This window comes from Streptomyces coelicoflavus, from assembly GCF_045041415.1.
GTDB classification, from domain to species: Bacteria; Actinomycetota; Actinomycetes; order Streptomycetales; family Streptomycetaceae; genus Streptomyces; species Streptomyces coelicoflavus.
In genome coordinates this window covers 2,552,763-2,578,696 of the sequence record NZ_CP108218.1, presented here as the reverse complement: position 1 = coordinate 2,578,696, position 25,934 = coordinate 2,552,763, and the positions used below count along the sequence as shown (strand labels likewise).

The window sequence follows — 25,934 nt, the reverse complement described above, 5'->3', positions numbered from 1 at the left end:
GGATCTTCAGCTCGGCTTTGGGACCCTCTACACATGCGCCCACCCGTCGCCCACCACCACCCTGCCCGAGGCGCTTCGCGCCGCCCCTCTCGATTCTTGATCGTGGAGGACGAGAAGCGCCTCGCCGTGTCGCTCGCCAAGGGCCTCACCGCGGAGGGATACGCCGTGGACGTCGTCCACGACGGCCTGGAGGGACTGCACCGGGCGGGCGAGGGCACGTACGACCTCGTCATCCTCGACATCATGCTGCCCGGCCTCAACGGCTACCGGGTCTGCGCCGCCCTGCGCGCCGCCGGGCACGACGTGCCGATCCTGATGCTCACCGCCAAGGACGGCGAGTACGACGAGGCCGAGGGCCTGGACACGGGCGCGGACGACTACCTCACCAAGCCCTTCTCGTACGTCGTCCTCGTCGCCCGCGTGAAGGCCCTGCTGCGGCGGCGCGGGCAGGGCGCCGGGGCCTCGCCCGTGCACGTCCACGGCGACCTCAGGGTCGACACCGCCGCCCGCCGGGTGTTCCTCGGCGAGGACGAGGTCACCCTCACCGCCAAGGAGTTCGCCGTCCTGGAGCAACTCGTGGTGAGGGCCGGGCAGGTCGTGTCCAAGGCCGAGATCCTGGAGCACGTCTGGGACTTCGCCTACGACGGCGACCCCAACATCGTCGAGGTGTACGTCAGCGCGCTGAGGCGCAAGCTGCGCGCCGGGCTCATCCGGACCGTGCGCGGCGCCGGCTACCGGCTGGAGACCGGGCGGTGAGCCGCCTCTTCGCCTCGGTGCGGGCCCGCGCCACGCTCGCCGCGACCCTCGTGGTCGCCGTCGCCCTCGTCGCGGCCGGCACCGCCGTCCTGCTGTCCCTGCGCTCCAACCTGCTCGGCGAGGCGGGCACCCAGGCGGAGCGCTCGGCGCGGGACGTGGCGACCTCGCTGGCCGTCGGCACGCGGTACACCGAGCTGAACCTGGACGACGACGACCGCCCCGTGCAGGTCGTCGACGAGGCGGGCACCGTGGTCGCCGCCAGCGAGGACCTGGAGCGGATCACCGGCACCGGCGTCGACGCGGTGACCCCGCAGCCGTCCGCCTCCCCGAGCGACGACGGCGACGACGGCGACGACGATGACGACTCCGGCGAGTCGCTCGAAGCCGGTGAGATCGGCGAGCCCGCCACCGTCGGCGACGGCACCGCGACCGTCGACGGCGACACGGAGGACTACCGCTTCGTCACCGTCCCCGTGGAGACCCGGCGCGGCGACCAGCTCACCGTCTACGCCGGCGCCCCGCTCTCCGCCGAACACGGCGCCGTGAACACCGCGCTGACCGTCATGCTGATCGGCTTCCCGCTGCTGCTCGCGGTCGTCGCGTGGGTGACCTGGCTGGTCACCCGGCGGGCGCTGCGCCCCGTGGAGGGCATCCGGCGGGAGATGGCCGCGATCACCGCCAGCGAGGACCTGGCCCGCCGCGTCCCGGTGCCCGGCACCCACGACGAGGTGGCCAGGCTCGCCACGACCACCAACCAGACACTGGCCGCGCTGGAGTCCTCGGTGGAGCGGCAGCGCCGGTTCGTCGCCGACGCCTCGCACGAGCTGCGCAGCCCGATCGCCTCGCTGCGCACCCAGCTGGAGGTGGCCGCCGCCCACCCCGAGCTGCTGGACCTCGACGGCGCCGTGGAGGACACCGTACGGCTCCAGCGGCTCGCCGCCGACCTGCTGCTGCTGGCGAGGTTGGATGCTGGGGAGCGGCCCGCCGACGCACGGGTCGACCTGGCGGCGCTGGCGCGGGAGGCGGCCGAGGGCCGTACGGGGGTGAGCGTGCGTGGGGACGCCGCGGTGAACGTGGCCGGATCGCGGGGGCAGCTGGGGCGGGTGCTGGCCAATCTGCTGGACAACGCCCAGCGGCACGCCCGCTCGGCGGTGGAGGTGACCGTGCGGCGGGACGGGGAGGCGGCGGTGGTCGCGGTGGCCGACGACGGCGAGGGCGTGCCGGCGGCCGACCGGGAGCGGATCTTCGAACGGTTCGTACGGCTCGACGCCGCCCGCAGCCGTGACGACGGCGGGGCCGGTCTCGGGCTGGCCATCGCCCGCGACGTCGCCGTACGGCACGGCGGCACGCTCACGGTGCACGACGCGCCGGCAGGCGGGGCCCTGTTCGAGCTCCGCCTGCCGGGTGAGCGTGCCTGAACGGCTCAGGGGGTCGTGATCAGGGACGTCCCCGCTGCCCGCGCAGGTGTTCCGCGATGGGCTTGAGCGCCTTGTCCAGCTCCGTCAGGTCCTCGGGAGCCAGCAGGTCGATGAAGTGCCTGCGGACGGAGGCCACGTGGTGCGGTGCGACCTTCCGCATGGTCTCCAGGCCGTGCTCGGTGAGGACGGCGAAGAGCCCGCGGCGGTCGGACTCGCAGTTCTCCCGCCGGACCAGGTTCGCGTTCTCCATGCGGGTGATCTGGTGGGAGAGGCGGCTCTTGGACTGCATCGTGGCGGTGGCCAGGTCGCTCATCCGCATTCTGTCGCCCTCCGACTCGGAGAGGTTCACCAGGATCTCGTAGTCGTTCATTGTCAGGCCGAACGGCTGCAGGTCCTTCTCGAGCTGGTGCGTCAACAGCCTGTTGACCTCCAGGTGGGTGCGCCAAGCACACTGCTCCGTATCGGTCAGCCAGCGAGTGGCCGTCTCGGTCTCCATGAATGAAGTCTACCTAAAATGTTGAAAGGCGAACTAGTGAGGGGTTTTCCGTGACGGTGACGGTGCGCACGCGTTCGATGTCACACTCCGCAGATTACCGCTCACAGCCCGAAGCGGCGCTGGAGGTCCCCCAGCTGTCCGGGAAGCCCCGGTACCCCCGACCGGCCGCCCTGCGCTCCGGAAGCGCCGCCTCCGGGCACGCCGGCCTGCTGCGGCGGAGCCCCCACGGCCTGCTCCGCCATGAGCGCCTCGCTCGACTGGAGCAGCACCGTGCCCGCCCCCACGAACTCGAACTGGTGCTCCTCCCCGGAGGCCCCGCCGAGCCCCGTCATCGCACGTAGACCGCCCAGTAGGCCGGTCATGTACCCGTGGTCGTAGTGGTGGCACGGGGACGGGCAGTCCGCCCAGCCGACCAGGGCCTGCGGGTCCACCCGGATCGGCGGTTCCATGAACACCACCGGACCGTTGGACGCGGCCACGAACTTCCCGGTTCCGATCAGCGTCAGGAAGCCCGGCACGATCGACTGCTTGAGCGCGAGGCTTGGCTGAAAAGCGAGCAGATTGCCCGAGCGAATGGTCAGGTTGCCGTCCTCGAGGTCGTACGAATTCACGTCGAAGGCCCGGTCGGCGAGGAGCATCTTGCCCGAGCCCTCCGCCACGACCCAGTCGCTCGCGTGCAGAGGTGAATGGAACGACGTGCGCACCAGACGGTCCAGCCGGCCGTGCCCGATCCCGTTGAAGTCGATCGTCCCGTAGTAGGCGATCATCTTCCCCTTCTGGAGGAACCACTGGCTCCCCTTGAGCTCCACGCAGAAGGTGTACGCGTTGACGTTGTCGTCGGCCGGCAGCGTCGCCGGGTCGTGGTGGACCGTGCTCACAGCTTCTCCTCGGACGCCTGGACGAACACCGTGCCGCTGCCGCTCAGCTCCAGCTGGAACGCCTCGCCGGAGCCGCGTCCCACCATGTCCCGCCAGCCCAAAGCCGTGGACAGCTTGTTGCGCACGTCGCCGTGGTGGGCGACGTAGGCCTGCGGGTCGACGCGCACCGGGCGCTGCGGGGTGATGGGCACCTCGAAGACGCCCCCGTGGGCCATCACCGCCACCGAGCCGTGCCCCTTGAGGGAGGTGGTGAACAGCCCCTGCCCGCTCACCTGGCCCCGCACCATGCCCATGACCCCGCCCTGGGAGCCCAGGAACACGGTGCTCTGCTCCAGGGTGCCCTCGAAGGCGAGGAGACGGTCCGCCTCCACGTACAGGGTGTCGCCCGACAGGTTGATCACCTGGACGTGGTGGCCGCCGTGCCCGAAGAGGACGGTGCCGCTGCCCTCGACGGTCATCAGCGGCGTGTCCTCGTTCGCCACCCGGCGGCCGATCATCGACATGACCCCGCCCTGCCCGCCGCGCAGATTGGGGGTGAAGGACACCTCGCCCTGGTAGGCGAGCATCGCCCCGCGCTGACTGAACAGCCGCTGCCCCGGCGCGACGGACGCCCGGACCATCTTGGAATTGATCTCCTCGAAGGCCATCTCACACATCCCCCGCGATCGTGTTCCGCTCGCTCGGCTGTACGTACACCAGCCCGTCGCCCTCGAAGCGGATCTGGAAGGCCTCCCCGCCACCCTCCCCGAACAGGGTGCGGAAGGTCACACCCGACTGGAAGGACTGCCGCAGGTTCCCCTGGTGCGCCACGTACGCCCCCGGGTCGACGGTCAGCGGGTACTGGGCGCTGACCCGCAGCACCACCGCGGGACCGTCGGACATGATCGCCGCCTGCCCGTGCCCCTCGATCGTCGTGGTGAACAGCCCGTTGCCCTGGGAGGCGCCGCGGGTGCCCGTGAAGCTCGTGCCGGTGCGCAGCCCGGCGTCGGCCGCCAGGAAGTTGCTCGACTCGACGTACAGCTTGTCGCCCTGGAGGGCCACCAGCGTGATCTCCGAGGCCCGGTCCGCGAACCAGCAGGTGCCCTGCCCCCTCACCTCCATCACCGTCATCTGCTCGCCGGTGATCCGCCGGGTCACCATGCCCCGGATGCCCTCACCGCCGCCGCTCAGCTTCTTGAAGGCCATCTCCCCGTCGTACGCGACCATCGAGCCGTTCTTCGCCTTCACGGCGTCTTGGGTCATGTCGACGGCGAGGACCTTGCTGCCTTGAAGTCGGAACATCGCCACGTGGTGAAAGTAGCCCCGCCACGGGGGGACAGAACAGGGCCCACGGGTGGAGAACGACCCTGAGTCCATCCCTTGGGGCATTGTTTGCCACAATGGGCGAACGATTGTGCTTCCGTTCACAAGGCGGACCGCACACCGCCCGCGCCGACGGCGCATCCCTCCCTTCCGAAGGTGACCCGTGGACCTCAAGACCGCCACCGCCCTCCGCCGCCTCCGCCTGGTATCGGCCCCCGAGGCGATCTCGTTCCTCCTCCTGCTCGTCTGCTCCGTCCTGAAGCGGACCACCGACTTCAACGCGGTGCCGGCGATGGGCATGATCCACGGTGTCCTCTTCGTGCTGTACGTGATCTTCTGGGCCGACGCCTGGAACCGTGCCAAGTGGCCGCTGAAGACCGCCGCCCTGTACTTCGTCCTCTCGGTCCTGCCGACCGGCGGCTTCTTCGCCGACCGCAAGCTCAAGCGCGAGGCCGAGACCGCGGTCATCGCCTCCCGCGCCCGCCAGGAAGGGGTCGTGGGCGCATGATCGTCGCCTTCTCCGTGACGCCGCTCGGCGTCGGCGAGGACGTGGGGGAGTACGTCGCCGACGCCGTCCGGGTGGTCCGCGAGTCCGGGCTGCCGAACCGCACCGACGCGATGTTCACGTCCGTCGAGGGCGAGTGGGACGAGGTCATGGACGTCGTCCGGCGGGCCGTCGCCGCCGTCGAGGCGCGCGCGCCGCGGGTCTCCCTGGTCCTCAAGGCGGACATCCGCCCCGGCGTGACGGACGGCCTCACGTCGAAGGTCGAGACGGTCGAGCGCCACCTCGCCCCGTGACCGTGCCGGCGGGCGGTGGTATCGAAGGGCGAGACGGGGCTGACCGGCATGTGACCGGCCGGTAAGGTCTGTTGCCGTGCCGAAGCCCCTCAGTCTCTCCTTCGATCCCATCGCCCGAGCCGACGAACTCTGGGCACAGCGCTGGGGCGGTGTGCCCTCCATGGCGGCGATCACCTCGATCATGCGGGCCCAGCAGATCCTGCTGGGCGAGGTCGACGCCGTGGTCAAGCCGTACGGGCTGACCTTCGCGCGCTACGAGGCGCTGGTGCTGCTCACCTTCTCCAAGTCGGGCGAACTGCCGATGTCCAAGATCGGCGAGCGTCTGATGGTGCACCCCACCTCCGTGACGAACACCGTCGACCGGCTGGTGCGCTCCGGCCTGGTGGCCAAGCGCCCCAACCCCAACGACGGCCGCGGCACGCTGGCGACCATCACCGACAAGGGCCGCGAGGTCGTCGAGGCGGCCACCCGCGACCTCATGGCGATGGACTTCGGCCTGGGCGCGTACGACGCCGAGGAGTGCGGCGAGATCTTCGCGATGCTCCGGCCGCTGCGGGTCGCCGCGGGGGACTTCGGGGAGGACTGAGCGGGGCGGCCGGGCGGGTCCCGGCGGGCCCGGCGAGTCGTCCGACCCGGTCGAAGATCGCGCGAAACGGGCGGTTACGCTCGTAGCCATGAAAAAGAGCGTGCTGACCCGCTACCGGGTCATGGCGTACGTCACCGGTGTGCTGCTGATCGCGCTGTGTCTTGGCATGATCGCCAAGTACGTGCTGGATCTCGGCGGCGCCGCCGACTTCACCCAGGTCGTCAGCATCGCCCACGGCTGGCTGTACGTGATCTACCTGGTCTTCGCCTTCGACCTCGGCTCCAAGGCGAAGTGGCCGGTGAAGAAGCAGCTGTGGGTGCTGCTCGCCGGGACCGTTCCGACGGCCGCCTTCTTCGTGGAGCGACGGATCAGCCGGGAGCTGGACGCGAAGGTCGCCGCCACCGAGGCGCCCGCCCCCGTCAAGGCGTAACCGGGCCCTCGGGAGCCGTTCCCACCGCCGTGCGGACACCCGTACGGCGGTAGCCCATCGACATTTACTTGGACGTCCTAGTAAATTCGAGGGTATGGACGCTCATGCCATAGAAGAGGGCCGCCTTCGGTGGCAGGCCCGGTACGACGCGGCGCGCAAGCGCGACGCGGACTTCACCACGCTCTCCGGCGACCCTGTGGAGCCGGTGTACGGGCCCCGGCCGGGGGACGAGTACGAGGGCTTCGAGCGGATCGGCTGGCCGGGCGAGTACCCCTTCACCCGCGGCCTGTATCCGACCGGATACCGGGGGCGTACGTGGACCATCCGGCAGTTCGCCGGGTTCGGCAACGCCGAGCAGACCAACGAGCGCTACAAGATGATCCTCCGCAACGGGGGAGGCGGTCTGTCCGTCGCGTTCGACATGCCGACGCTGATGGGCCGCGACTCCGACGACCCGCGTTCGCTCGGCGAGGTCGGGCACTGCGGGGTGGCCATTGACTCGGCCGCCGACATGGAGGTCCTGTTCAAGGACATCCCGCTCGGGGACGTGACGACCTCCATGACGATCAGCGGGCCCGCCGTGCCCGTGTTCTGCATGTACCTGGTCGCCGCCGAGCGGCAGGGTGTCGACGCGGGTGTGCTCAACGGCACGCTCCAGACCGACATCTTCAAGGAGTACATCGCCCAGAAGGAGTGGCTCTTCCAGCCCGAGCCGCACCTGCGGCTCATCGGCGACCTGATGGAGTACTGCGCGGCCGGCATCCCCGCCTACAAGCCGCTGTCGGTCTCCGGGTACCACATCCGCGAGGCGGGCGCGACGGCCGCGCAGGAGCTGGCGTACACGCTGGCGGACGGCTTCGGGTACGTGGAGCTGGGGCTCTCGCGCGGGCTGGACGTGGACGTCTTCGCGCCCGGCCTCTCCTTCTTCTTCGACGCGCACCTCGACTTCTTCGAGGAGATCGCCAAGTTCCGCGCGGCGCGCAGGATCTGGGCCCGCTGGATGCGCGACGTGTACGGGGCGCAGACCGACAAGGCGCAGTGGCTGCGGTTCCACACCCAGACCGCCGGTGTCTCGCTCACCGCGCAGCAGCCGTACAACAACGTCGTGCGGACCGCCGTCGAGGCGCTGTCGGCCGTGCTCGGGGGGACCAACTCCCTGCACACCAACGCGCTCGACGAGACCCTCGCGCTGCCCAGCGAGCAGGCCGCCGAGATCGCCCTGCGCACCCAGCAGGTGCTGATGGAGGAGACCGGCGTCGCCAACGTCGCCGACCCGCTGGGCGGTTCCTGGTTCGTCGAGCAGCTGACCGACCGCATAGAGGCCGACGCGGAGAAGATCTTCGAGCAGATCAAGGAGCGGGGGCTGCGCGCCCACCCCGACGGGCAGCACCCCGTCGGCCCGATCACCTCCGGTCTGCTGCGCGGCATCGAGGACGGCTTCTTCACCGGAGAGATCGCCGAGTCGGCCTTCCGCTACCAGCAGTCCTTGGAGAAGGACGACAAGAGGGTCGTCGGTGTCAACGTCCACACCGGCTCCGTCACCGGTGACCTCGAGATCCTGCGGGTCAGCCACGAGGTCGAGCGCGAGCAGGTGCGGGTGCTGGGCGAGCGGAAGGCGGCCCGGGACGACGCGGCCGTGCGCGGGGCGCTGGACGCGATGCTGGCGGCGGCGCGGTCGGGCGGCAACATGATCGAGCCGATGCTGGACGCGGTGCGCGCGGAGGCGACGCTCGGGGAGATCTGCGGGGTGCTGCGGGACGAGTGGGGGGTGTACACGGAGCCTGCGGGGTTCTAGGCGCCGCGTGTTCCGGTGGGCGTCTCCAGGGGGCTCCGCCCCCTGGACCCCCGGCCTGTGCCCACCCGCCACCCGACTCGGTCGGCCAAGAGGTCACCCGTCGGTCGGCTCGGTGGGCCGGGGTCACCCGCGTCCGGCTCGGCCGGCCAAGAGACCAGCCGCCAGGCGTCACTGTCAGGCGTCACTGTCAGGCGTCAGCCGTCAGCCGTCAGCCGTCAGGCGACAGCCGTCACCCGTCACCCGTCAGCCGTCACCCGTCACCCGTCAGCCGTTGTCCGGCTCGGTCTGGCGGGAGGTGAGGCCCCACAGCAGGACCTGGGTGAAGCTGCGCACCCAGTCCCCGTTCGCGGTCTCCGCGCTGACCAGGGTGCGGTGCACCACCGCTCCCGCGACCATGTCGAAGATCAGGTCCGCCGTGCGGGCCGCCTCCGTGGTGTCCGGCTCCGGCGGGAGTTCGCCCCGGTCCTGGGCCCGCGCCCTGCCCTCCAGCACCAGGCGCTTCTGCCGCTCGACGATCGACGTGCGGATGCGCTCGCGCAGCGCCTCGTCCCGTGTGGACTCCGCGACCACCGCCATCAAGCCGCTCCTCGCCTCCGGACGCGCCAGGATCGCCGCGAACTGGAGCACCACGCCCTCGATGTCCGCGGCGAGCGAGCCGCGGTCGGGCAGTTCGAGCTCGTCGAAGAGCTCCGCCACCGCGTCCACGACCAGCTCGTTCTTGCCCGCCCAGCGGCGGTAGAGCGTCGTCTTGGCAACCCCGGCCCGCGTGGCGACGTCTCCCAGGGTGAGCTTCGACCAGCCGAGGTCGACCAGCGCGGCCCGCGTCGCGGCCAGGATCGCGGTGTCCGCCGCGGCACTGCGCGGGCGTCCGGCACGGCCGGCGGGGCTGCTGCTCTGCATGCCCCGACCTTAACCGGCGGGTAACACGCGCTCCGCCGTGAGACAGATCACCGGGGCGGGGTGTTGCGGCCGCGCCTCCTGGCATTACGCTACGACGCGTAGCGAAAGCGCGGGTCCGCCCGCGCCCCAGCGACGACCACGGGCGTGGGGTGGGGACCCGGCGCCGAGCAGTACACAAGCAGGGCAGCGCACAAGCAGGGCAGTGCGCAAGCCGAACAGCACACATCCGGGCGGGCTTTCGACCCGGTTTTCACACGCGCGCGCCGTACGGGGGAGGATAGACCCATGCAGCCACGGAACATGTCCATGAGCGGGGTCGTCGACCTCGCCGCGGTGAAGCAGGCCCAGGAGGCCAAGGCGAAGGCGGAGCAGGCGCGCGCCGAGGCGGCCCGGACCGGCGGCGCGGGCGCCGTCTCCCCGGCCGACCTCGTCATCGACGTCGACGAGGCCGGGTTCGAGAGCGAGGTCCTGCAACGGTCCACCGAGGTCCCGGTCGTCATCGACTTCTGGGCCGAGTGGTGCGAGCCCTGCAAGCAGTTGAGCCCGGTCCTGGAGCGCCTCGCCGTCGAGTACAACGGGCGCTTCCTCCTCGCCAAGATCGACGTCGACGCCAACCAGATGCTGATGCAGCAGTTCGGCGTCCAGGGCATCCCGGCCGTGTTCGCGGTCGTCGCCGGACAGGCGCTGCCGCTCTTCCAGGGGGCCGCGAGCGAGACGCAGATCCGCCAGACCCTGGACCAGTTGGTGCAGGTCGGCGAGGAGCGCTTCGGTCTGACCGGTCTGGTCGTCGACCCCGAGGCGGAGCCGGGCGCCGAGCGGCCCGCCGCCCCCGAGCGCCCCGCCGGTCCGCACGACGCGGCCCTCGACGCCGCCGTGCAGGCGATGGACGCGGGCGACCTGGGCGGTGCCGTCCAGGCGTACAAGAACGTGCTGGCCGAGGAGCCGGGCAACACGGAGGCCAAACTGGGCCTGGCGCAGGCCGAGTTGCTCCAGCGGGTGCAGAACGCCGATCCGCAGAAGGTCCGTCGGGACGCGGCCGACAGGCCGGGCGACGCCCGGGCGCAGATCGCCGCCGCCGACCTCGACCTGGTGGGCGGTCACGTGGAGGACGCCTTCGGGCGCCTCATCGACACGGTGCGCGTCACGGCGGGCGACGACCGGGACGCCGTACGGCTGCGGCTGCTCGAGCTGTTCGAGGTGGTCGGTGCCGAGGACCCGCGGGTGGCCGCGGCGCGTCGGGCGCTTGCCCGCGCACTGTTCTAGCCGGTTCCGGTCGGCGCGGACGGCATGCGAGGCGTTCTAAACGCCATCGACGTGTTGCGCGTGTGAAGGAGCTGTCGAAGAGGCGTCACTGCGGCCGCGTTTTACCAAAACTTGGTAATCGCGGCCGCTGTTACTGCCAGTAAGTCGAGGGCGTCGATCTGTCGGACTCTGTCCATCGATCAATAGTTTTGTTCCGCCCTCAAGGCGCACCCAGCGTCGCCGTTCGGGCCCGGTGCGTCGTCCCGCGGTCACACGCCCGCTACTAGCCAGTAACGAACCCCCTTGTGCCGACGGCGAGAATGCACCACGATCGGCGACGCTCGGTCCATTCCCGTACCCCGACAGCCGGTCGGGTGGCGGGGGTTCCTGGGTCCCCACCGAGCAGGGCCGGCGGCAGTGATGCCGGCCCTTGGGCAGGGGGGTCTTCGCTCATCCGGCGAAGCCTGTCCAGCAGGGTTGTGCGTGATGCGTGTCAGGCGCGACCAGTGGTTGTCGCTCGGGGGTGATCGCCGGTTGTTCGGGCGCGTTGTACGTGCCGCCGAGGACAGGCGCTCTCCTTCCCGAGGACGTAGCACTTCTCCCATCCCTGCCAGACCGAGCCGCCGAACCGGGGGCCGGCCGAGGCCAGGAGATGTACGTCCGAGAAGGAGGAAATATGGAGTCCCAGGTGCGTGGCGGGACCAGATGGAAGCGGTTCGCTGTGGTCATGGTGCCCAGCGTCGCCGCCACGGCAGCGATAGGCGTCGCGCTCGCGCAGGGCGCTCTCGCCGCGTCGTTCAGCGTGTCGGGTCAGTCGTTCAAGGTGACGGCGGACCGGCTCGACGGCACGGGCTTTATGCAGTACGGCGCGATCGACTCGGGTTACACGCTGAAGGGCGAGAAGACGGCTCACCCCGTCGCGGTCTCGGCGTTCGACTCGGCGCAGATCAAGAACATGTGCCAGTCCGTGGTCACCCCGGACATCCCGCTGATCGGCTCGGTCAGCCTCATGCTGAAGGCCGGCGGTGGCGACACCCCGGTCCAGGCGGAGAACCTGTACATCGACGTCGAGGACCTCGAGGCCGATGCCACGTTCCGCGGCATCGACATCGGTGTGGCCGCCAAGGACGCCAACAAGGGTCCGGGCATCAAGAAGGGCGACACCACGAACCCCTACGGGTTCTCGCAGCAGGCCGACTCGGCCACGCTGAAGAACGTGAAGCAGACGGCGTGGGCGACCACCGCCGGAACCTTCAAGCTCAGCGGTCTGAAGATGTCGCTGTCCAAGGGTGTCAAGGAGTGCTACTAAGCACTCCTTGACGGGCGGGGGAGCCTACGGCGCCCCCGCCCGTCCACTCTCCGGCCGCGCCTTCACGTGCGGCCCACATCTCCACCACAGCAAAAGCCGTACCAGGGAGCTATTTCCATGAGCGCCGAGACTCCTGCCGCTGCCGGCCAGTTCACCCGCCGGAGGCTGCAGTTCCGTGCCTGGCGAGGCGCGCGGCCGTTCTGGGCCGGCCTGTTCGTCGCACTCGGCGGACTTCCCATCGCCTACTTCCCGTACGCGAACCTCCAGATCGGCCACCTGACCCTGGCGATGTCCACCACCGCCGGTGCCGGGTCCCTGATCATCGGCGTACTGCTGGTCGTTCTCGGCGTCAGCCTGTGGTTCCAGAAGCACGTCAGGGTCTTCGCGGGCGTCGCGGCGATCCTGCTGGCGCTGGTGTCCATCCCGGTGTCCAACCTCGGCGGTTTCCTCATCGGTTTCCTGTTCTCGCTGGTCGGCGGGGCCATGGCCGTGTCGTGGGTGCCGGGCGAGCCGCCGCAGGCCGAGCCGCCGCTGGAGGGCAAGGGCACGGACGACGCGCCCCGGGGCGCGGTCCCCGCGGCCGACGACACCGCGTTCCCCGGCTTCCGGAAGCCGGGGACCCAGGAGCCCGGCCCCGCTGTGCCGGGGCCGCGGGGCGGGATGGACGACGGGGAACCCTCCCAGGCCTTCACGGCACCGGGGGCGCACGATCTGTCAGGAACGAGCCCGGCCAACGGGGCGAACGGGAGGCACAGTGCCGGCTGACGAGGTGACCCGCGGGACTGACGTGGAGTCGTCCCGTGTGAGAACCGGGCCGCGCCACGCGGCACCCAAGAAGCCGTTGTTCACCAGGTTCCACATGCCGGCCGGCAAGGCGATAGCCATCGCGGCGATGCCGACGGCCGTGCTCATGGGGATGGGGTTCACGCCGACGCTCGCCCTCGCCGACGGCAACGACGCGTCGCCGCCCGCCAACAGCCTGACGGCCGACGAGTACAAGGACTGCGTGGCGGCCCTGGAGGACGCCGAGAAGGACCCGTCCGAGTCACCCACCCCCTCGCCCTCGGCGAGTGACGGCGCCGAGGACGGCAAGGACGACGCGAAGGAGCCCGACCCCTCGGCCTCCACCGGGGACTCCGGCAAGGACACGGGCAAGGACACGGGCACGGACGCCGGTTCGGACCAGGGCGGCTCCTCTTCGTCGGATTCAGGTTCCGACGACAAGGGCGCCAAGGACGAGCAGGCCGCCCCGAGCCCCTCCCCGTCGCAGAGCGAGGAGGCGTCCGGCTCGACCGCCGAGCCGTCCCCCTCCGAGTCGGAGTCCAAGGGCGGTCTGCTGGAGGGCCTCGGCGACACCCTCGAGGACATCTTCACCGGCGGCAAGAAGAGCGAGGAGAGCCCGAGCCCCACGCCGACCCCCTCGGCGTCCGAGAGCGCCTCCGGCGGGTCCGGTGCGCTGAAGGACACCGCCGACGAGGTCACCGGCGCCGCGAAGGACACCGTCGAGGGCGCGACCGACACGGCGTCGAAGGCGGCCGAGGACACCGGGAAGTCGGTGGACAAGGCGGCCGAGGCGGCCAAGGAGGCGGCCAAGAAGGCGAAGGAGGACGCGGAGAAGGCGAAGGAGGACGCGGCCACCGCCACGCCCACCCCCAGCGCCTCCGAGAGCAGCGGCACGAACGTCGACGACTGCCCGGTCGCCACCGACGACGAGGGCGGCGTCGACAACAAGGTGCCGCTGCCCGACGACCCCTGGTACCTGAACGCCAGCTCGCTGCTGCTGAAGGGCGCCTCCTACGAGGGCGTCGTCCAGGTGAAGACGGCCAACGGCACCACCAAGAAGGTGCTGAAGTACGTCATCTCCAACGGCACCGACATCGGCGACCTGCACCAGACGGTGAAGGACAAGCAGGCCGGCAAGACCTACCACGTGCAGGCGGCCGAGGGCTCCACGTCCACGATCCGCGACGGCGACACGGTGATGTACACCGAGAGCATCTCGGGCAACCTGCTCGGGCTGATCCCGATCACCTTCGACCCGGAGAACCCGCCGCCGCTGGACATCCCGCTCATCTACTTCACCAAGGTGACGGTCGTCCAGGCCGGCCAGTTCGGCGGCACGCTGCACATCCCGGGACTGCACCAGTACACGACCGACTGAGCGGCAAGCCCCGAATCACGCCCGAGGGCGCCCCCTGCGACAGGGGGCGCCCTCGGTGCGTACGACGGGGAGGGGCGGTCAGCCGCGGCGCGTCTCGCCCAGGTGGTGCACGCGGACCATGTTGGTGGTGCCGGGCACGCCGGGGGGCGAACCGGCGGTGATCACGACGATGTCGCCGTCGTTGAACCGGCCCAGGCGCATGGTCTCCTGGTCCACCAGGTCCACCATCTCGTCCGTGCTGTTCACGAACGGGACCACGTGCGGCTCCACGCCCCAGCTGAGCGCCAGCTGGTTGCGGGTGGACTCGTCGGTGGTGAAGGCGAGGATCGGCTGGCACGCGCGGTAGCGCGAGAGCCGGCGGGCGGTGTCGCCGGACTGGGTGAAGGCCACCAGGCCCTTGCCGCCCAGGAAGTCGGCGATCTCGGCGGCGGCACGGGCCACCGAACCGCCCTGCGTGCGCGGCTTCTTGCCCGGCACCAGCGGCTGGAGGCCCTTGGAGAGCAGCTCCTGCTCGGCGGCGGTGACGATCTTCGACATCGTCTTGACGGTCTCGATCGGGTACGCGCCCACGCTCGACTCGGCGGACAGCATGACCGCGTCGGCGCCGTCCAGGATCGCGTTGGCCACGTCGGAGGCCTCGGCACGGGTCGGACGGGAATTGGTGATCATCGACTCCATCATCTGGGTCGCCACGATCACCGGCTTGGCGTTGCGCCGGCACAGCTCGATCAGGCGCTTCTGCACCATGGGGACCTTCTCGAGCGGGTACTCGACGGCCAGGTCGCCACGGGCGACCATCACGCCGTCGAACGCCAGCACGACGTCCTCCATGTTCTCGACCGCCTGCGGCTTCTCCACCTTGGCGATCACCGGGACGCGGCGGCCCTCCTCGTCCATGACGCGGTGCACGTCGGCGACGTCCTTGGCGTCCCGGACGAAGGAGAGGGCGACCAGGTCGCAGCCCATGCGCAGCGCGAAGCGGAGGTCCTCGACGTCCTTCTCGCTCAGCGCGGGGACGTTGACCGCCGCGCCGGGCAGGTTGATGCCCTTGTGGTCGGAGATGACGCCGCCCTCGATGACGATCGTCTTCACCCGGGAGCCCTCGACCTCGGTGACCTTCAGCTCGACGTTGCCGTCGTTGATGAGCACCTGGTCGCCCTTGGTGACGTCACCGGGCAGGCCCTTGTAGGTCGTGCCGCAGATCGTCCGGTCGCCCGGGACGTCCTCGGTGGTGATGGTGAACTCGTCACCGCGCACCAGCTCGACGGGACCCTCCGCGAAGGTCTCCAGGCGGATCTTCGGGCCCTGCAGGTCGGCCAGGACGCCGATGGCCCTGCCGGTCTCCTTGGCGGCGGCCCGCACCCGGTCGTAACGCCCCTGGTGCTCGGCGTGGGTGCCGTGGCTGAAGTTGAAGCGGGCCACGTTCATGCCGGCTTCGATCAGCGTGACGAGCTGCTCGTGGGAGTCGACCGCGGGGCCGAGAGTACAGACGATTTTCGAACGGCGCATGGGTGCCATCCTATCGGTTTGTTTCGGCGCGGAATATTCCGTCTGGCGGAAAATACAAAAGGGCGGGATGCCGCTCAGGTGAGATTCTGATTCCCCGAATCATTTACCAGCGCGTAGGTCTGTGCCGCGATCTCCATTTCCTCGTCCGTCGGTACCACCGCCACCGCCACCCGCGCGTCCGCGGGCGAGATCAGCCGCGCCCCGTCGCCGCGTACGGCGTTCAGCCCGCCGTCCACCACCAGGCCGAGCCCCTCCAGGCCCGCCACGGCCGCCTCGCGCACCGGCGCCGAGTTCTCCCCGACCCCGGCCGTGAACGCCACGGCGTCCACCCGTCCGAGAACGGCGTAATAGGCGCCGATGTACTTCTTGAGCCGGTGAATGTAGATGTCGAAGGCCAGCCCGGCCCGCTCGTCGCCGGCGTCGACACGGCGGCGGATCTCCCGCATGTCGTTGTCGCCGCACAGCCCGATCAGACCGCTCCTCTTGTTGAGAAGAGTGTCGATCTCGTCGGCGGACATTCCGCCAACGCGCATCAAATGGAAGATGACGGCCGGGTCCGTGTCTCCCGAGCGCGTACCCATCACGAGCCCCTCCAAAGGCGTCAGCCCCATGGAGGTGTCCACGCACCGCCCGCCCCGCACGGCCGAGGCGGACGCCCCGTTGCCCAGGTGCAGCACGATCACGTTCACGTCCTCGGGAGCCCGGCCGAGGAGCCTCGCCGTCTCGCGGGAGACGTACGCGTGCGAGGTGCCGTGGAAGCCGTAGCGCCGCACCCGGTGCGCGTCGGCGGTCTCGACGTCGATCGCGTAGCGGGCCGCAGACTCCGGCATCGTCGTGTGGAAGGCGGTGTCGAACACGGCGACCTGCGGCAGGTCCGGGCGCAGCGCCTGCGCGGTGCGGATGCCGGTGAGGTTCGCCGGGTTGTGCAGCGGCGCGACCGGGATGAGCCGTTCGATCTCGGCGAGCACGGCGTCGTCGACCACCGTCGGCTCGGTGAAGCGCAGACCGCCGTGGACCACCCGGTGCCCGATCGCGGCCAGCTCGGAGGAGTCCAGGCCCAGGCCGTCCCGGTCCAGCTCGGCCGCCATCGCCTTCAACGCGGCGTCGTGGTCGGGCACCGACCCGTTCCGCTCGCGGCTCTCCCCGTCCGCCGGGGAGTGCTTGAGCCGGGAGCCGGACTCGCCGATCCGCTCGACGAGGCCCACCGCCAGCCGGCGGCCGTCGCGCATGTCGAGCAGCTGGTACTTCACCGACGACGAGCCGGAGTTGAGAACGAGGACACGGGAGCCGCTCACTGGTCGGACGCCTTCTCACTGGGGGACTGCTGGGCCTGGATCGCCGTGATGGCGACGGTGTTGACGATGTCCTGCACGAGCGCGCCCCGGGACAGGTCGTTGACCGGCTTGCGCAGGCCCTGGAGCACCGGGCCGACCGCGATGGCACCGGCCGAGCGCTGCACTGCCTTGTACGTGTTGTTGCCGGTGTTCAGGTCGGGGAAGATCAGCACGCTGGCCTGCCCGGCGACCGCCGAACCGGGCAGCTTGGTCGCGGCCACCGACGGCTCGACCGCCGCGTCGTACTGGATCGGCCCCTCGATGCTGAGGTCCGGGCGGCGCGAGCGGACCAGCTCGGTGGCCTCGCGCACCTTGTCGACGTCCGCGCCGGAACCGGACGTGCCGGTCGAGTAGGACAGCATCGCGATCCGCGGCTCCACCCCGAACTGCGCGGCGGTCGAGGCGGACTGCGTCGCGATGTCGGCGAGCTGCTCCGCGTCCGGGTCCGGGTTGACCGCGCAGTCGCCGTACACCAGCACCTTGTCGGCCAGGCACATGAAGAAGACGGAGGAGACGATCGCCGCGTCCGGCTTTGTCTTGATGATCTCGAAGGCGGGCCGGATGGTCGCCGCCGTCGAGTGCACGGAGCCCGACACCATGCCGTCGGCGAACCCTTCCTGCACCATCAGCGTGCCGAAGTAGTTCACGTCGGAGACCACGTCGTACGCCAGCTCCACGGTCACGCCCTTGTGGGCGCGCAGCGCGGCGTACTTCTCGGCGAAGGAGTCCCGCAGCTCGCTGGCGGCCGGGTCGATCAGCTCGGCGCCGCCGAGGTCGATGCCCAGGTCGGCGGCCTTCTTGCGGATCTGCTCGACCGGACCGAGCAGCGTCAGCTCGCACACGCCCCGGCGCAGCAGCACCTCCGCCGCGTGCAGCACCCGCTCCTCGGTGCCCTCCGGCAGGACGACCCGGCGCAGGTCGGAACGGGCCTGCTCGAGCAGCTTGTGCTCGAACATCATCGGCGTGACGCGGTCGCTGCTGGGCGCCGAGACCCGCTGGTTCAGCTCGGCGGTGTCGACGTACCGCTCGAAGAGGCCGAGCGCGGTCTCCGCCTTGCGCGGGGTGGCCGCGTTGAGCTTGCCCTCCAGGGAGAACAGCTGCTCGGCGGTGGGGAAGCTGGTGCCGGTCACCGACAGCACCGGGGTGCCCGGGGCCAGCCGGTTCGCGAGGGTGAGGATGCCCTCGCCGGGCACCTCGTTCAGGGTCAGCAGGACCCCGGCTATCGGCGGGGTGCCGGCGCTGTGCGCGGCCAGCGTGCCGATCACCAGGTCGGCACGGTCGCCGGGCGTGATGACCAGGCAGCCCGGGGTCAGCGCGGCCAGCAGGTTGGGCAGCATCGCCCCGCCGAAGACGAAGTCCAGCGCGTCGCGGGCGAGCCCGGAGTCGTCCCCGAGCACCACCCGGGCGCCCAGGGCGTGCGCGATCTGGGAGACCGTCGGCGCGGACAGCGCGGGCTCGTCCGGCACCACCCAGCACGGCACCGGCAGCCGGTGCTCCAGCCGCTCGGCGATCTCGTCCCGGTCCTCGCGCGCGACCCGGTTGGTCACCATGGCCAACACGTCGCAGCCGAGCCCGTCGTAGGCGCGGAAGGCGTTGTGGGTCTCCGCCAGCACCGACTCGGCGGTCTGCTTGCGGCCCCCGACGACGGGAAGGACCGAGGCGCCGAACTCGTTCGCGAGCCGCGCGTTCAGTGACAGCTCGTCGGGGAACTGGGTGTCGGCGTAGTCGGTGCCGAGGACGAGGACGACGTCGTAGTCCCGCGCCACCAGGTGGAACCGGTCCACCAGCTCGGACACCAGCTCGTCCACGCCCTGCTCGGCCTGGAGGAGGGAGGCCTCCTGGTAGTCCATGCCGTAGACCGTCGCCGGGTCCTGCCCGAGCCGGTAGCGGGCGCGCAGCAGCTCGAAGAGCCGGTCGGGCCCGTCGTGCACCAGGGGACGGAACACGCCGACCCGGTCGACCTGCCGGGTGAGCAGCTCCATCACCCCCAGCTCGACGACCTGGCGGCCGTCGCCGCGGTCGATACCGGTCACGTACACGCTGCGCGTCACGCGTGCTCTCCGTTTCGTAGGGCCGGGCGTCTCGGGATGAGCGTTTCGTCGGGCTGCGGAACCCTCTTGACCGTACCTCTGGCGACCGTTACGGCGCCCGTCAGCGCCCACCGTCGTCCGTCGGTCGTCCACCGCCGTCCGGGCCGTGGAACAATTGGACCGGCTCACCGGTGTCAACAGCGAGCAGGAGACACAGCACGATGCGTATCGGCGTACTCACCGCAGGCGGCGACTGCCCCGGCCTGAACGCAGTGATCCGGTCGGTCGTGCACCGAGCGGTCGACAACTACGGCGACGAGGTCATCGGCTTCGAGGACGGCTACGCGGGGCTGCTGGACGGCCGTTACCGCGCCCTGGACCTCAACGCGGTCAGCGGCATCCTCGCCCGCGGCGGCACCATCCTCGGCTCCTCCCGTCTGGAGCGCGACCGGCTCCGCGAGGCCTGCGAGAACGCCGGCGACATGATCCAGAACTTCGGCATCGACGCCCTCATCCCGATCGGCGGCGAGGGCACCCTCACGGCCGCCCGGATGCTGTCCGACGCGGGCCTGCCGGTGGTCGGCGTGCCGAAGACCATCGACAACGACATCTCCTCCACCGACCGCACCTTCGGCTTCGACACCGCCGTCGGCGTCGCGACCGAGGCGATGGACCGCCTCAAGACCACCGCCGAGTCCCACCAGCGCGTGATGGTCGTCGAGGTCATGGGCCGGCACGCCGGCTGGATCGCCCTGGAGTCCGGCATGGCCGCCGGCGCCCACGGCATCTGCCTGCCCGAGCGCCCCTTCGACCCCGCAGACCTGGTCAAGATGGTCGAGGAGCGCTTCTCCCGCGGCAAGAAGTTCGCCGTCGTCTGCGTCGCCGAGGGCGCCCACCCCGCCGAGGGCTCGATGGACTACGGCAAGGGCGCGATCGACAAGTTCGGCCACGAGCGCTTCCAGGGCATCGGCACCGCGCTCGCCTTCGAGCTGGAGCGCAGGCTCGGCAAGGAGGCCAAGCCGGTCATCCTCGGCCACGTCCAGCGCGGCGGCGTGCCCACCGCGTACGACCGCGTCCTCGCCACCCGCTTCGGCTGGCACGCGGTGGAGGCCGCGCACCGGGGCGACTTCGGCCGGATGACGGCGCTGCGCGGCACGGACGTCGTGATGGTGCCGCTCGCGGAGGCGGTCACCGAGCTGAAGACGGTGCCGAAGGACCGGATGGACGAGGCGGAGTCGGTCTTCTAGGCCCCGGGTGCACGGCTCACGGGTGCTTCTCGACCGCCGACCAGAAGTGGTCCACGATCCGGTCGAGGAAGTCCCGGCCCCCGGCGCTGGAGTCGGCCGAGCCGCCGCCCCAGCTGAGGGTGGCGGTCATCCGCCCCTGGTAGTCCTGGTGCAGCACCTGGAGGACGTTCTCCAAGACGCGCCGGTCCAGCGGCGCCAGCTTGGCGATCGGGCGGACACACCCCTGCCAGCGGGTGGTCACCGCGCTCGTCAGCAGATCGGCCAGCTTCTCCTCGCGCCCGGTGACGGTCACGAAGTCGGGCAGCGTCAGTCCGAGCACGTCGGCGAGCTGGGCCGACTGCCGGTCGGTGCCGCGCCAGTCGTCCGCCTCCTCCATCCGCAGGTAGGCCGGGAGCCCGAGTCCGACCGCACGGGCCACGTCCTCCGGCGCCAGACCGCGGGCGACGCGGTGCTCGCGCAGCGACTGCGGCCGCCCGATCAGCTCACCGGGCGAGCACCACAGCACCCCCGCGAGCGCGGTCAGCTCCGGGCCCTCGGGGGAGACCGTCCCCCGCTCCCAGGCGATGACGTGGTCGGGGGTGACGTACAGGCAGGCCGTACGAGACCCGTATGCCGTGGGCGACGTGCTCGGGCCCCATGTTGAGGGCGGCACGCAGCCGGCGGGCGGCGAGGGCGTTGAACGGGGGGCCCGAATGGCCCGGGTGAGGTGAGGGTCGGCGCACGCGCCACACCGTAGAGGTCCGGGGCAGTGCTGACTACGGGCTGTTCGGCCAGCGATACGGATTGTAGGAACGTACGGGCGCGGCCGGCCCGCCGCGCGCCCCTCCTGGAGCCCTCACCCCTTGACCGCCCCGCCCAGCGCGAAGCCCCCGCCCAGCCGCCGGGAGATCAGTACGTACAGCAGCACGACCGGCGTGGAGTAGACGATCGAGAACGCCGCCAGCTGCCCGTACGCCACCATGCCCCGGTTGCCGAAGAAGTCGTTGATGCTGACCGAGGCGGGCATCTGGTCCGGGGAGAGCAGCAGCATGAAGGGGACGAAGAAGTTCCCCCACATCATCACGAACGAGAACACCGTCACCACCGCCACGCCCGGTCCCATCAGCGGCAGCACGATCCGCAGCAGTGACTGGAACGACGACGCCCCGTCCGTCCACGCCGCCTCCTCCAGCTCCTTCGGCACCCCGTCCATGAAGTTCTTCATCAGCCAGATCGCGAAGGGCAGTTGCGAGGCGGCGAAGAAGAAGATCGTCCCCTGCATGGTGTCGATCATGTTCACTCGCACGAACAGGGCGTAGACCGGCACCATGATCGCCGTGATCGGCAGGCTGGTCGCGAACAGAATGGTGAGCAGGAACGGCCGGTTCAGCCGCGACCGGAAACGGGAGAGCGGATACGCCGCGAGCGCCGCGCACACCACCGTCAGCAGCGTCGCCCCGCCGCACAGGATCAGGCTGTTGAGCAGCGGGGTGAAGGTGATCTCCGGGGTGAGGATCGCGTCGAAGTTGTCCAGCGTCACCCCGTCGGGGACCTTCACCCGTAGGCTCGCGTGCGGGTCGAGGGCGGACAGCACCACCCAGGCCAGCGGCAGCACGAAGGCCGCGGCCGCCACCAGCAGCCCGGCGTCGGCGGCGGTGCGCCGGTTGCGCCGGGCGGCGGGGGTGCGGCGGGGCGTACGGGACGTGACCGTGGATGCCATGTCAGACCTCCGTCCGCAGCAGGCGCAGGTACACGACCGAGAACAGCGAGCCGATCAGCAGCAGCAGCAGTGCCACCGCCGTGCCGTACCCGATCAGGCTGTTCTGGAAGGCCTGCTCGTACATGAACAGCGGCAGCGTCTGGCTCTTGCCGCTCGGCCCGCCCCGCGTCATCACCCAGATCAGCCCGAAGACCGACAGCGTCTGCAAGGTGTTGAGCATCAGGTTGGTGCCGATGGAGCGCCGGATCATCGGCAGCGTGATGTGCCACATCCGGCGCCAGCCGCTCGCGCCGTCCACCTCGGCGGCCTCGGTGACCTCCTTGGGGATCTCGTTCAGCGCGGCCGAGTACACCAGCATCGAGAACGCCGTGCCGCGCCACACGTTGGCGAAGGACACCGCCAGGATCGGCAGCGTGAACAGCCAGTTCTGGGAGGGCAGGTGGAGCCAGTCCAGGATGGCGTTGAGGGTGCCCTCGCGCTTGAAGAAGGCGTAGAGCAGAAAGCCCGCCACCACCTCCGGCAGCACCCAGGCCGTGACAACGATGCCACCGGTGAGCGTCCGGACCGGCTTCGACGCCCGCTGCATCAGCGAGGCCAGCGCCAGCCCCAGCGTGTTCTGCCCGATCAGCGAGGACAGCACGGTGAACACCAGGGTCAGCCATACGGCGTTGAGGAACGCCTCGTCCCGGAAGGCACGGGTGAAGTTGTCGAAGCCGACGAAGGACTCCTCGGCCTGACCGGTGAGCTGGAGGTCGGTGAAGGCGATGACCACGCAGTAGACGATCGGGCCGGCCAGGAAGAGCAGCAGCAGGACGACGGCGGGGGAGACGGGCAGGGCGCGGAACAGGGACCGGCGCACGGTGCCGGTCCGCCCGCCGGAGACGGCCGGGGAGGCCGGGGTCTTACGGACCTCCGGCCCCGCGCGCCCCGGCGCGGTCGCCGTCACCTGCTCACCACCTGGTTGTCGGTGGCCTCCTTGAGCGCCTCGTCGTAGTCGCGTGCCGCCTCCTCGACCGACTTGTCACCGGTCGTGACGCCCTCCATCGCCTCCTGGATGGCGACGGACACCTTCGGGTACGCCGGGTAGGCGGGCCGGTAGTGGGTGTCGGCGACGAGGTCGGTGAAGAACTTGATGCCGGGCTGGGCCGCGACGTAGGCGGGGTCGCTCGCGACGTCCTCGCGGACCGCGATGCCCGAGTTGGCGATGTACCACTTCTGGGCGTTGGCCTTGGTCTGCATCGTCTTGACGAACTCGAAGGCGAGGTCCGGGTTGCCCGCCTTGGCGGGAATGGCCCAGGTCCACCCGCCGGACATGCTCACCCGTCCCGGCGCCTGCCCGTTCTGGGTGGGCATGGCGGCGAGCCCCAGCTCCTTCGACCACTCGGGCCACTCGTGCCCGCTGCCCTCCAGCCAGTCCTGCGGCAGCCAGGAGCCGTCGAGCGCGATCCCGAGCTTGCCCTGCGGCAGCAGCTCACCGCGCACCTTCGTGCCGAAGTTGGGGTCGAGCGCGTCGGAGACCTCAGGACCGAGCTTCTCCTTGTACACCGTCTCGACGAAGGCGAGGGAGTCCTCGAACCCCTGCCCCGCCGTGATCCACTTCTTGCCGCCCTTGTCGTACAGCGGGTCGGTGCCGCCGTCCCCCGTCCCGTACAGCAGCATCTCGAAGCCCTGCATGGTGGCGGCCTCGCCGGCGGGCTTGCCGGTGTAGACGTTGATCGGGGTGACGCCGGGGACCTTCTCCTTGATCGTGCGGGCGGCGTCGAGGACCTCGTCCCAGGTCTTCGGCTGCCAGTCTGCGGGGAGCCCCGCCTTGGCGAACACGTCCTTGCTGAACCACAGCCCCCGGGTGTCCGTCCCGTCCGGCACGCCGTACGTCTTGCCGTCCTCGCCCTTCGCGGCCGCCTTCGCCGTGTCGATGAACCGGTCCCAGTCCTTCCACTCGGCCAGGTACTCGTCGAGCGGCTTCAGATACCCGCTGGTGATGTCGGAGTTGATGAGGAACGTGTCCTCGTAGACCAGGTCGGGCGCGGTCTTGGGGGAGCGGAGCATCTGCTGGAGCTTGGTGTAGTACTCCGAGTCCGGCGCCTTGATCGGCACCAGCTCGACCTTCTTGCCGGGGTTGGCCTTCTCGAACTGCTTCTTGATGTCGCCGAGGTAGGTGTCCATCACCTTGACGGAGTTGTCCGTCGACTGCTTGAAGGAGACCTTCACGGTGTCCGGATCGCTGCCGGAACCGCTTCCGCAGGCGGCGAGGGTGGTGGAGGCGAGCGCGGTGAGGGCGAACAGGGCGGTGAACCGGACGGTGGGGCGCACGGGCATGACCTCCTACGGGCGCACGACGCTGTGGCCTGGATGGCTGCGTGGCGAACGTAAGAGGAGTGGTCTAGTCAGGTCAATGCGTGTGCGCGGGTTTACCCCTGGAGGAGGTGCGTCCAGGGGGCGCGGTACTTGGCGAGTTGCGCTCGATCAGCGCCCACAGGCCCTCGTCCACGATCCAGAGGCTAGCGATGTGCCGCGAGTACGTCCTGGAGCACGTTCGCGAGCGTGACGCGGGCCAGCTCGTGCCTCAGGGTCGCCTCGATGCCCTCATAGATGCTCCGCATGGCCGGCTGGATGCCGTGACCCACCACGCAACCCTGGTCCGGGGTGGTGCGGTGCATGGCGAACAGCGGGCCGGACTCCACTGCCTCGTACACGTCGAGCAGGGTCATCGACTCCAGCTCGCGGGCCAGCGACCAGCCCGCGCCCACGCCTCGCCGGGACTCCACGAGCCCGGCCCTGCGCAGCTCGCCGAGCAGCCGTCTGATCACCACGGGGTTGGTGTTCGCGCTGGCCGCGATCTGCTCGGAGGTGGCGACCTCATGGCCCTGGCGCTGGTAGAGGCCGATCCAGGCCAGCGCGTGGGCGGCGATGGTCAGCTTGCTGTTGGCGCTCATGGGCCCCTCCTCTCGACCACGGTGCTTCATCCTACAGCAGTCGTAACAGTTAAGGTTGCAACAGGCTGTCGTAACAATTAACGTTGCGACAGCCGGAAGGGATCAACCAACGAGGTGAGAAGAATGAGCAAGCCACTCACGGGCAAGGTCGCCCTGGTCACCGGAGGATCGCGCGGACTGGGAGCCGCGACCGTACGACTGCTGGCCGAGCAGGGCGCCGAGGTCGCCTTCACCTACGTCAGCTCCGAGAAGCAGGCGCAGGCCGTCGTCGACGAGGTGCACGGCAAGGGAGCCAAGGCCGTCGCCTTCAAGTCCGACCAGGCGGACACGAGCCGCGCGCCGGCGCTGATCGACGACGTGGTCGCGCACTTCGGCGGCCTGGACATCCTCGTCAACAACGCGGCGATCTCGGTGGAGCAGGGCCGCACGGTGGACGACCCGGACGCCGACACCGCCGCACTGGACCGGATGCACGCCACCAACTACCTCGGCGTGATCGCCGTCATCCGGGCCGCGTCCCGAGTTCTGCGCACGGGCGGCCGCATCATCACGGTGAGTTCCGGACTGGGCTCCAGGGTCGGCGTCCCGGGCGTTGCCGACTACTCGGCGACCAAGTCAGGCGTCGAGCGGTACACCATGGGGGTCGCACGTGACCTCGGGCCCCGCGACATCACGGCCAACGTCGTGGAAGCCGGGCTGATGGACAGCGGCATGCAGCCGCCGGACCCCGACACCCTCAAGGCCCTGCTCAGCTCGCTGTCCCTGCAACGCATGGGGCGCCCCGACGAAATCGCCGCGGCGATCGCCTTCCTGGCGAGTCCCGCCGCGTCGTACGTCACGGGCGCGGTGCTGGACGCCCACGGCGGCTACAACGCCTGAACCCGAACCCCTCCCGCGCGCCCCGAGGACATCGCCCCTTCGGGGCGCGCACCGCCAACGACCCGCGTGTGCGTGGTCACGCCGGGGTGTGCCGGTGCGGACGTTGCGGGTGACGTCGCGCGGGATCCTCTCCTCGCGGCCGGAGCCCGTGTCCCTGTCCGTGACGGCGAGCCGGCTGGACCTCGTCCTGCCAGGCCGGGGATGAGGTGGCCGGACGTCCGGCATAGTC

At 70.4% G+C, this 25,934-nt stretch carries 25 protein-coding genes and 1 pseudogene; 13 read left to right on the top strand and 13 right to left on the bottom strand.

The window, feature by feature from the left end:
- The first annotated feature begins 33 nt into the window (after positions 1–33).
- A complete protein-coding gene (locus OHA99_RS11175; protein WP_405695573.1) occupies positions 34–756 on the top strand; it encodes a response regulator transcription factor in 723 nt (240 codons plus the stop codon).
- On the top strand, positions 753–2,174 hold the full coding sequence (locus OHA99_RS11170) for an ATP-binding protein (RefSeq protein WP_405695571.1): 1,422 nt from the start codon (positions 753–755) through the stop codon (positions 2,172–2,174). Before OHA99_RS11175 ends, OHA99_RS11170 begins: the two co-directional genes overlap by 4 nt.
- Positions 2,175–2,193: 19 nt before the next feature.
- On the opposite strand, the gene OHA99_RS11165 is transcribed toward OHA99_RS11170, so the two are convergent.
- The 4 genes from OHA99_RS11165 to OHA99_RS11150 all read right to left on the bottom strand — a co-directional run bounded on the left by OHA99_RS11165 (position 2,194) and on the right by OHA99_RS11150 (position 4,829).
- Entirely contained in the window at positions 2,194–2,670 is a 477-nt protein-coding gene (locus OHA99_RS11165; RefSeq protein WP_003973592.1) for a MarR family winged helix-turn-helix transcriptional regulator, read from the bottom strand.
- Between the two features lie 101 nt (positions 2,671–2,771).
- Positions 2,772–3,548: an AIM24 family protein gene (locus OHA99_RS11160; protein ID WP_164383200.1), complete on the bottom strand. Its 777-nt coding sequence runs from the start codon at positions 3,546–3,548 to the stop codon at positions 2,772–2,774.
- Positions 3,545–4,195, bottom strand: a complete 651-nt coding sequence (locus tag OHA99_RS11155) for an AIM24 family protein (protein WP_282881383.1) — start codon at positions 4,193–4,195, stop codon at positions 3,545–3,547. The genes OHA99_RS11160 and OHA99_RS11155 overlap by 4 nt, the downstream gene beginning before the upstream one ends.
- A 1-nt stretch (position 4,196) precedes the next feature.
- Positions 4,197–4,829 (bottom strand): AIM24 family protein, encoded by a 633-nt coding sequence (locus OHA99_RS11150; RefSeq protein ID WP_042825207.1) that lies wholly within the window; start codon positions 4,827–4,829, stop codon positions 4,197–4,199.
- Between the two features lie 184 nt (positions 4,830–5,013).
- Between OHA99_RS11150 and OHA99_RS11145 the strand changes: the two genes are divergently transcribed.
- The 5 genes from OHA99_RS11145 (at position 5,014) to OHA99_RS11125 (ending at position 8,459) form a co-directional block, all read left to right on the top strand.
- Positions 5,014–5,358 (top strand): DUF3817 domain-containing protein, encoded by a 345-nt coding sequence (locus OHA99_RS11145; RefSeq protein ID WP_007444730.1) that lies wholly within the window; start codon positions 5,014–5,016, stop codon positions 5,356–5,358.
- Positions 5,355–5,648, top strand: a complete 294-nt coding sequence (locus OHA99_RS11140) for an MTH1187 family thiamine-binding protein (RefSeq protein ID WP_003973587.1) — start codon at positions 5,355–5,357, stop codon at positions 5,646–5,648. The genes OHA99_RS11145 and OHA99_RS11140 overlap by 4 nt, the downstream gene beginning before the upstream one ends.
- A 76-nt stretch (positions 5,649–5,724) precedes the next feature.
- A complete protein-coding gene (locus OHA99_RS11135) occupies positions 5,725–6,234 on the top strand; it encodes a MarR family winged helix-turn-helix transcriptional regulator (RefSeq protein ID WP_153177881.1) in 510 nt (169 codons plus the stop codon).
- A gap of 88 nt (positions 6,235–6,322) precedes the next feature.
- On the top strand, positions 6,323–6,664 hold the full coding sequence (locus tag OHA99_RS11130) for a DUF3817 domain-containing protein (RefSeq protein WP_059301499.1): 342 nt from the start codon (positions 6,323–6,325) through the stop codon (positions 6,662–6,664).
- Positions 6,665–6,758: 94 nt separating this feature from the next.
- Entirely contained in the window at positions 6,759–8,459 is a 1,701-nt protein-coding gene (locus OHA99_RS11125; RefSeq protein ID WP_164383198.1) for a methylmalonyl-CoA mutase, read from the top strand.
- 264 nt (positions 8,460–8,723) lie between these two features.
- On the opposite strand, the gene OHA99_RS11120 is transcribed toward OHA99_RS11125, so the two are convergent.
- Positions 8,724–9,359, bottom strand: a complete 636-nt coding sequence (locus tag OHA99_RS11120; protein WP_366473888.1) for a TetR/AcrR family transcriptional regulator — start codon at positions 9,357–9,359, stop codon at positions 8,724–8,726.
- A 285-nt stretch (positions 9,360–9,644) separates the two neighbouring features.
- Here OHA99_RS11120 and OHA99_RS11115 point away from each other — a divergent pair, with 285 nt between their 5' ends.
- The 4 genes from OHA99_RS11115 (at position 9,645) to OHA99_RS11100 (ending at position 14,071) form a co-directional block, all read left to right on the top strand.
- The gene (locus tag OHA99_RS11115; protein WP_194279920.1) at positions 9,645–10,622 is read left to right on the top strand and encodes a tetratricopeptide repeat protein; all 978 of its coding nucleotides are present in this window, start codon (positions 9,645–9,647) and stop codon (positions 10,620–10,622) included.
- Positions 10,623–11,277: 655 nt separating this feature from the next.
- Positions 11,278–11,910 (top strand): DUF6230 family protein, encoded by a 633-nt coding sequence (locus OHA99_RS11110; RefSeq protein WP_153177879.1) that lies wholly within the window; start codon positions 11,278–11,280, stop codon positions 11,908–11,910.
- A gap of 117 nt (positions 11,911–12,027) precedes the next feature.
- Entirely contained in the window at positions 12,028–12,675 is a 648-nt protein-coding gene (locus tag OHA99_RS11105) for a DUF6114 domain-containing protein (protein ID WP_381502029.1), read from the top strand.
- Complete coding sequence (locus OHA99_RS11100; protein ID WP_405695566.1) at positions 12,665–14,071, top strand: hypothetical protein; 1,407 nt, start codon at positions 12,665–12,667, stop codon at positions 14,069–14,071. Before OHA99_RS11105 ends, OHA99_RS11100 begins: the two co-directional genes overlap by 11 nt.
- A 78-nt stretch (positions 14,072–14,149) precedes the next feature.
- Here OHA99_RS11100 and pyk read toward each other — a convergent pair whose 3' ends face one another.
- The 3 genes from pyk to pta all read right to left on the bottom strand — a co-directional run bounded on the left by pyk (position 14,150) and on the right by pta (position 18,965).
- Entirely contained in the window at positions 14,150–15,580 is a 1,431-nt protein-coding gene (gene pyk, locus OHA99_RS11095) for a pyruvate kinase (protein ID WP_153177876.1), read from the bottom strand.
- Positions 15,581–15,654: 74 nt separating this feature from the next.
- Positions 15,655–16,875: an acetate kinase gene (locus tag OHA99_RS11090; protein ID WP_405695563.1), complete on the bottom strand. Its 1,221-nt coding sequence runs from the start codon at positions 16,873–16,875 to the stop codon at positions 15,655–15,657.
- The gene (pta, locus tag OHA99_RS11085) at positions 16,872–18,965 is read right to left on the bottom strand and encodes a phosphate acetyltransferase (RefSeq protein WP_405695561.1); all 2,094 of its coding nucleotides are present in this window, start codon (positions 18,963–18,965) and stop codon (positions 16,872–16,874) included. Before pta ends, OHA99_RS11090 begins: the two co-directional genes overlap by 4 nt.
- Positions 18,966–19,165: 200 nt before the next feature.
- Here pta and OHA99_RS11080 point away from each other — a divergent pair, with 200 nt between their 5' ends.
- Positions 19,166–20,191, top strand: a complete 1,026-nt coding sequence (locus tag OHA99_RS11080; RefSeq protein ID WP_003973572.1) for an ATP-dependent 6-phosphofructokinase — start codon at positions 19,166–19,168, stop codon at positions 20,189–20,191.
- A gap of 16 nt (positions 20,192–20,207) precedes the next feature.
- Here OHA99_RS11080 and OHA99_RS11075 read toward each other — a convergent pair.
- The 5 genes and pseudogenes from OHA99_RS11075 to OHA99_RS11055 form a co-directional block, all read right to left on the bottom strand.
- A pseudogene (locus OHA99_RS11075) lies at positions 20,208–20,922 on the bottom strand (helix-turn-helix domain-containing protein).
- Between the two features lie 104 nt (positions 20,923–21,026).
- Entirely contained in the window at positions 21,027–21,890 is an 864-nt protein-coding gene (locus tag OHA99_RS11070) for a carbohydrate ABC transporter permease (RefSeq protein WP_405695559.1), read from the bottom strand.
- Between the two features lies 1 nt (position 21,891).
- Complete coding sequence (locus tag OHA99_RS11065; RefSeq protein WP_164383190.1) at positions 21,892–22,836, bottom strand: carbohydrate ABC transporter permease; 945 nt, start codon at positions 22,834–22,836, stop codon at positions 21,892–21,894.
- Complete coding sequence (locus tag OHA99_RS11060) at positions 22,833–24,209, bottom strand: extracellular solute-binding protein (protein ID WP_345962347.1); 1,377 nt, start codon at positions 24,207–24,209, stop codon at positions 22,833–22,835. The genes OHA99_RS11065 and OHA99_RS11060 overlap by 4 nt, the downstream gene beginning before the upstream one ends.
- Positions 24,210–24,391: 182 nt before the next feature.
- The gene (locus OHA99_RS11055; RefSeq protein WP_405695558.1) at positions 24,392–24,826 is read right to left on the bottom strand and encodes an Rrf2 family transcriptional regulator; all 435 of its coding nucleotides are present in this window, start codon (positions 24,824–24,826) and stop codon (positions 24,392–24,394) included.
- 123 nt (positions 24,827–24,949) lie between these two features.
- On the opposite strand from OHA99_RS11055, the gene OHA99_RS11050 reads away from it, so the two are divergent.
- Positions 24,950–25,705 (top strand): SDR family NAD(P)-dependent oxidoreductase, encoded by a 756-nt coding sequence (locus OHA99_RS11050; RefSeq protein ID WP_153177869.1) that lies wholly within the window; start codon positions 24,950–24,952, stop codon positions 25,703–25,705.
- Positions 25,706–25,934 lie beyond the last annotated feature (229 nt).

Excerpts from the sequence above, each read along its gene's own strand:
- OHA99_RS11110 (WP_153177879.1), top strand. The coding sequence starts at position 11,278 with ATGGAGTCCCAGGTGCGTGGCGGGACCAGATGGAAGCGGTTCGCTGTG.
- OHA99_RS11140 (WP_003973587.1), top strand. The coding sequence starts at position 5,355 with ATGATCGTCGCCTTCTCCGTGACGCCGCTCGGCGTCGGCGAGGACGTG.
- OHA99_RS11165 (WP_003973592.1), bottom strand. The coding sequence starts at position 2,670 with ATGGAGACCGAGACGGCCACTCGCTGGCTGACCGATACGGAGCAGTGT.
- OHA99_RS11070 (WP_405695559.1), bottom strand. The coding sequence starts at position 21,890 with ATGGCATCCACGGTCACGTCCCGTACGCCCCGCCGCACCCCCGCCGCC.
- OHA99_RS11150 (WP_042825207.1), bottom strand. The coding sequence starts at position 4,829 with ATGTTCCGACTTCAAGGCAGCAAGGTCCTCGCCGTCGACATGACCCAA.
- OHA99_RS11105 (WP_381502029.1), top strand. The coding sequence starts at position 12,028 with ATGAGCGCCGAGACTCCTGCCGCTGCCGGCCAGTTCACCCGCCGGAGG.
- OHA99_RS11060 (WP_345962347.1), bottom strand. The coding sequence starts at position 24,209 with ATGCCCGTGCGCCCCACCGTCCGGTTCACCGCCCTGTTCGCCCTCACC.
- OHA99_RS11155 (WP_282881383.1), bottom strand. The coding sequence starts at position 4,195 with ATGGCCTTCGAGGAGATCAATTCCAAGATGGTCCGGGCGTCCGTCGCG.
- OHA99_RS11130 (WP_059301499.1), top strand. The coding sequence starts at position 6,323 with ATGAAAAAGAGCGTGCTGACCCGCTACCGGGTCATGGCGTACGTCACC.
- OHA99_RS11120 (WP_366473888.1), bottom strand. The coding sequence starts at position 9,359 with ATGCAGAGCAGCAGCCCCGCCGGCCGTGCCGGACGCCCGCGCAGTGCC.
- OHA99_RS11175 (WP_405695573.1), top strand. The coding sequence starts at position 34 with ATGCGCCCACCCGTCGCCCACCACCACCCTGCCCGAGGCGCTTCGCGC.
- OHA99_RS11080 (WP_003973572.1), top strand. The coding sequence starts at position 19,166 with ATGCGTATCGGCGTACTCACCGCAGGCGGCGACTGCCCCGGCCTGAAC.
- OHA99_RS11115 (WP_194279920.1), top strand. The coding sequence starts at position 9,645 with ATGCAGCCACGGAACATGTCCATGAGCGGGGTCGTCGACCTCGCCGCG.
- pyk (WP_153177876.1), bottom strand. The coding sequence starts at position 15,580 with ATGCGCCGTTCGAAAATCGTCTGTACTCTCGGCCCCGCGGTCGACTCC.
- OHA99_RS11055 (WP_405695558.1), bottom strand. The coding sequence starts at position 24,826 with ATGAGCGCCAACAGCAAGCTGACCATCGCCGCCCACGCGCTGGCCTGG.
- OHA99_RS11125 (WP_164383198.1), top strand. The coding sequence starts at position 6,759 with ATGGACGCTCATGCCATAGAAGAGGGCCGCCTTCGGTGGCAGGCCCGG.
- OHA99_RS11050 (WP_153177869.1), top strand. The coding sequence starts at position 24,950 with ATGAGCAAGCCACTCACGGGCAAGGTCGCCCTGGTCACCGGAGGATCG.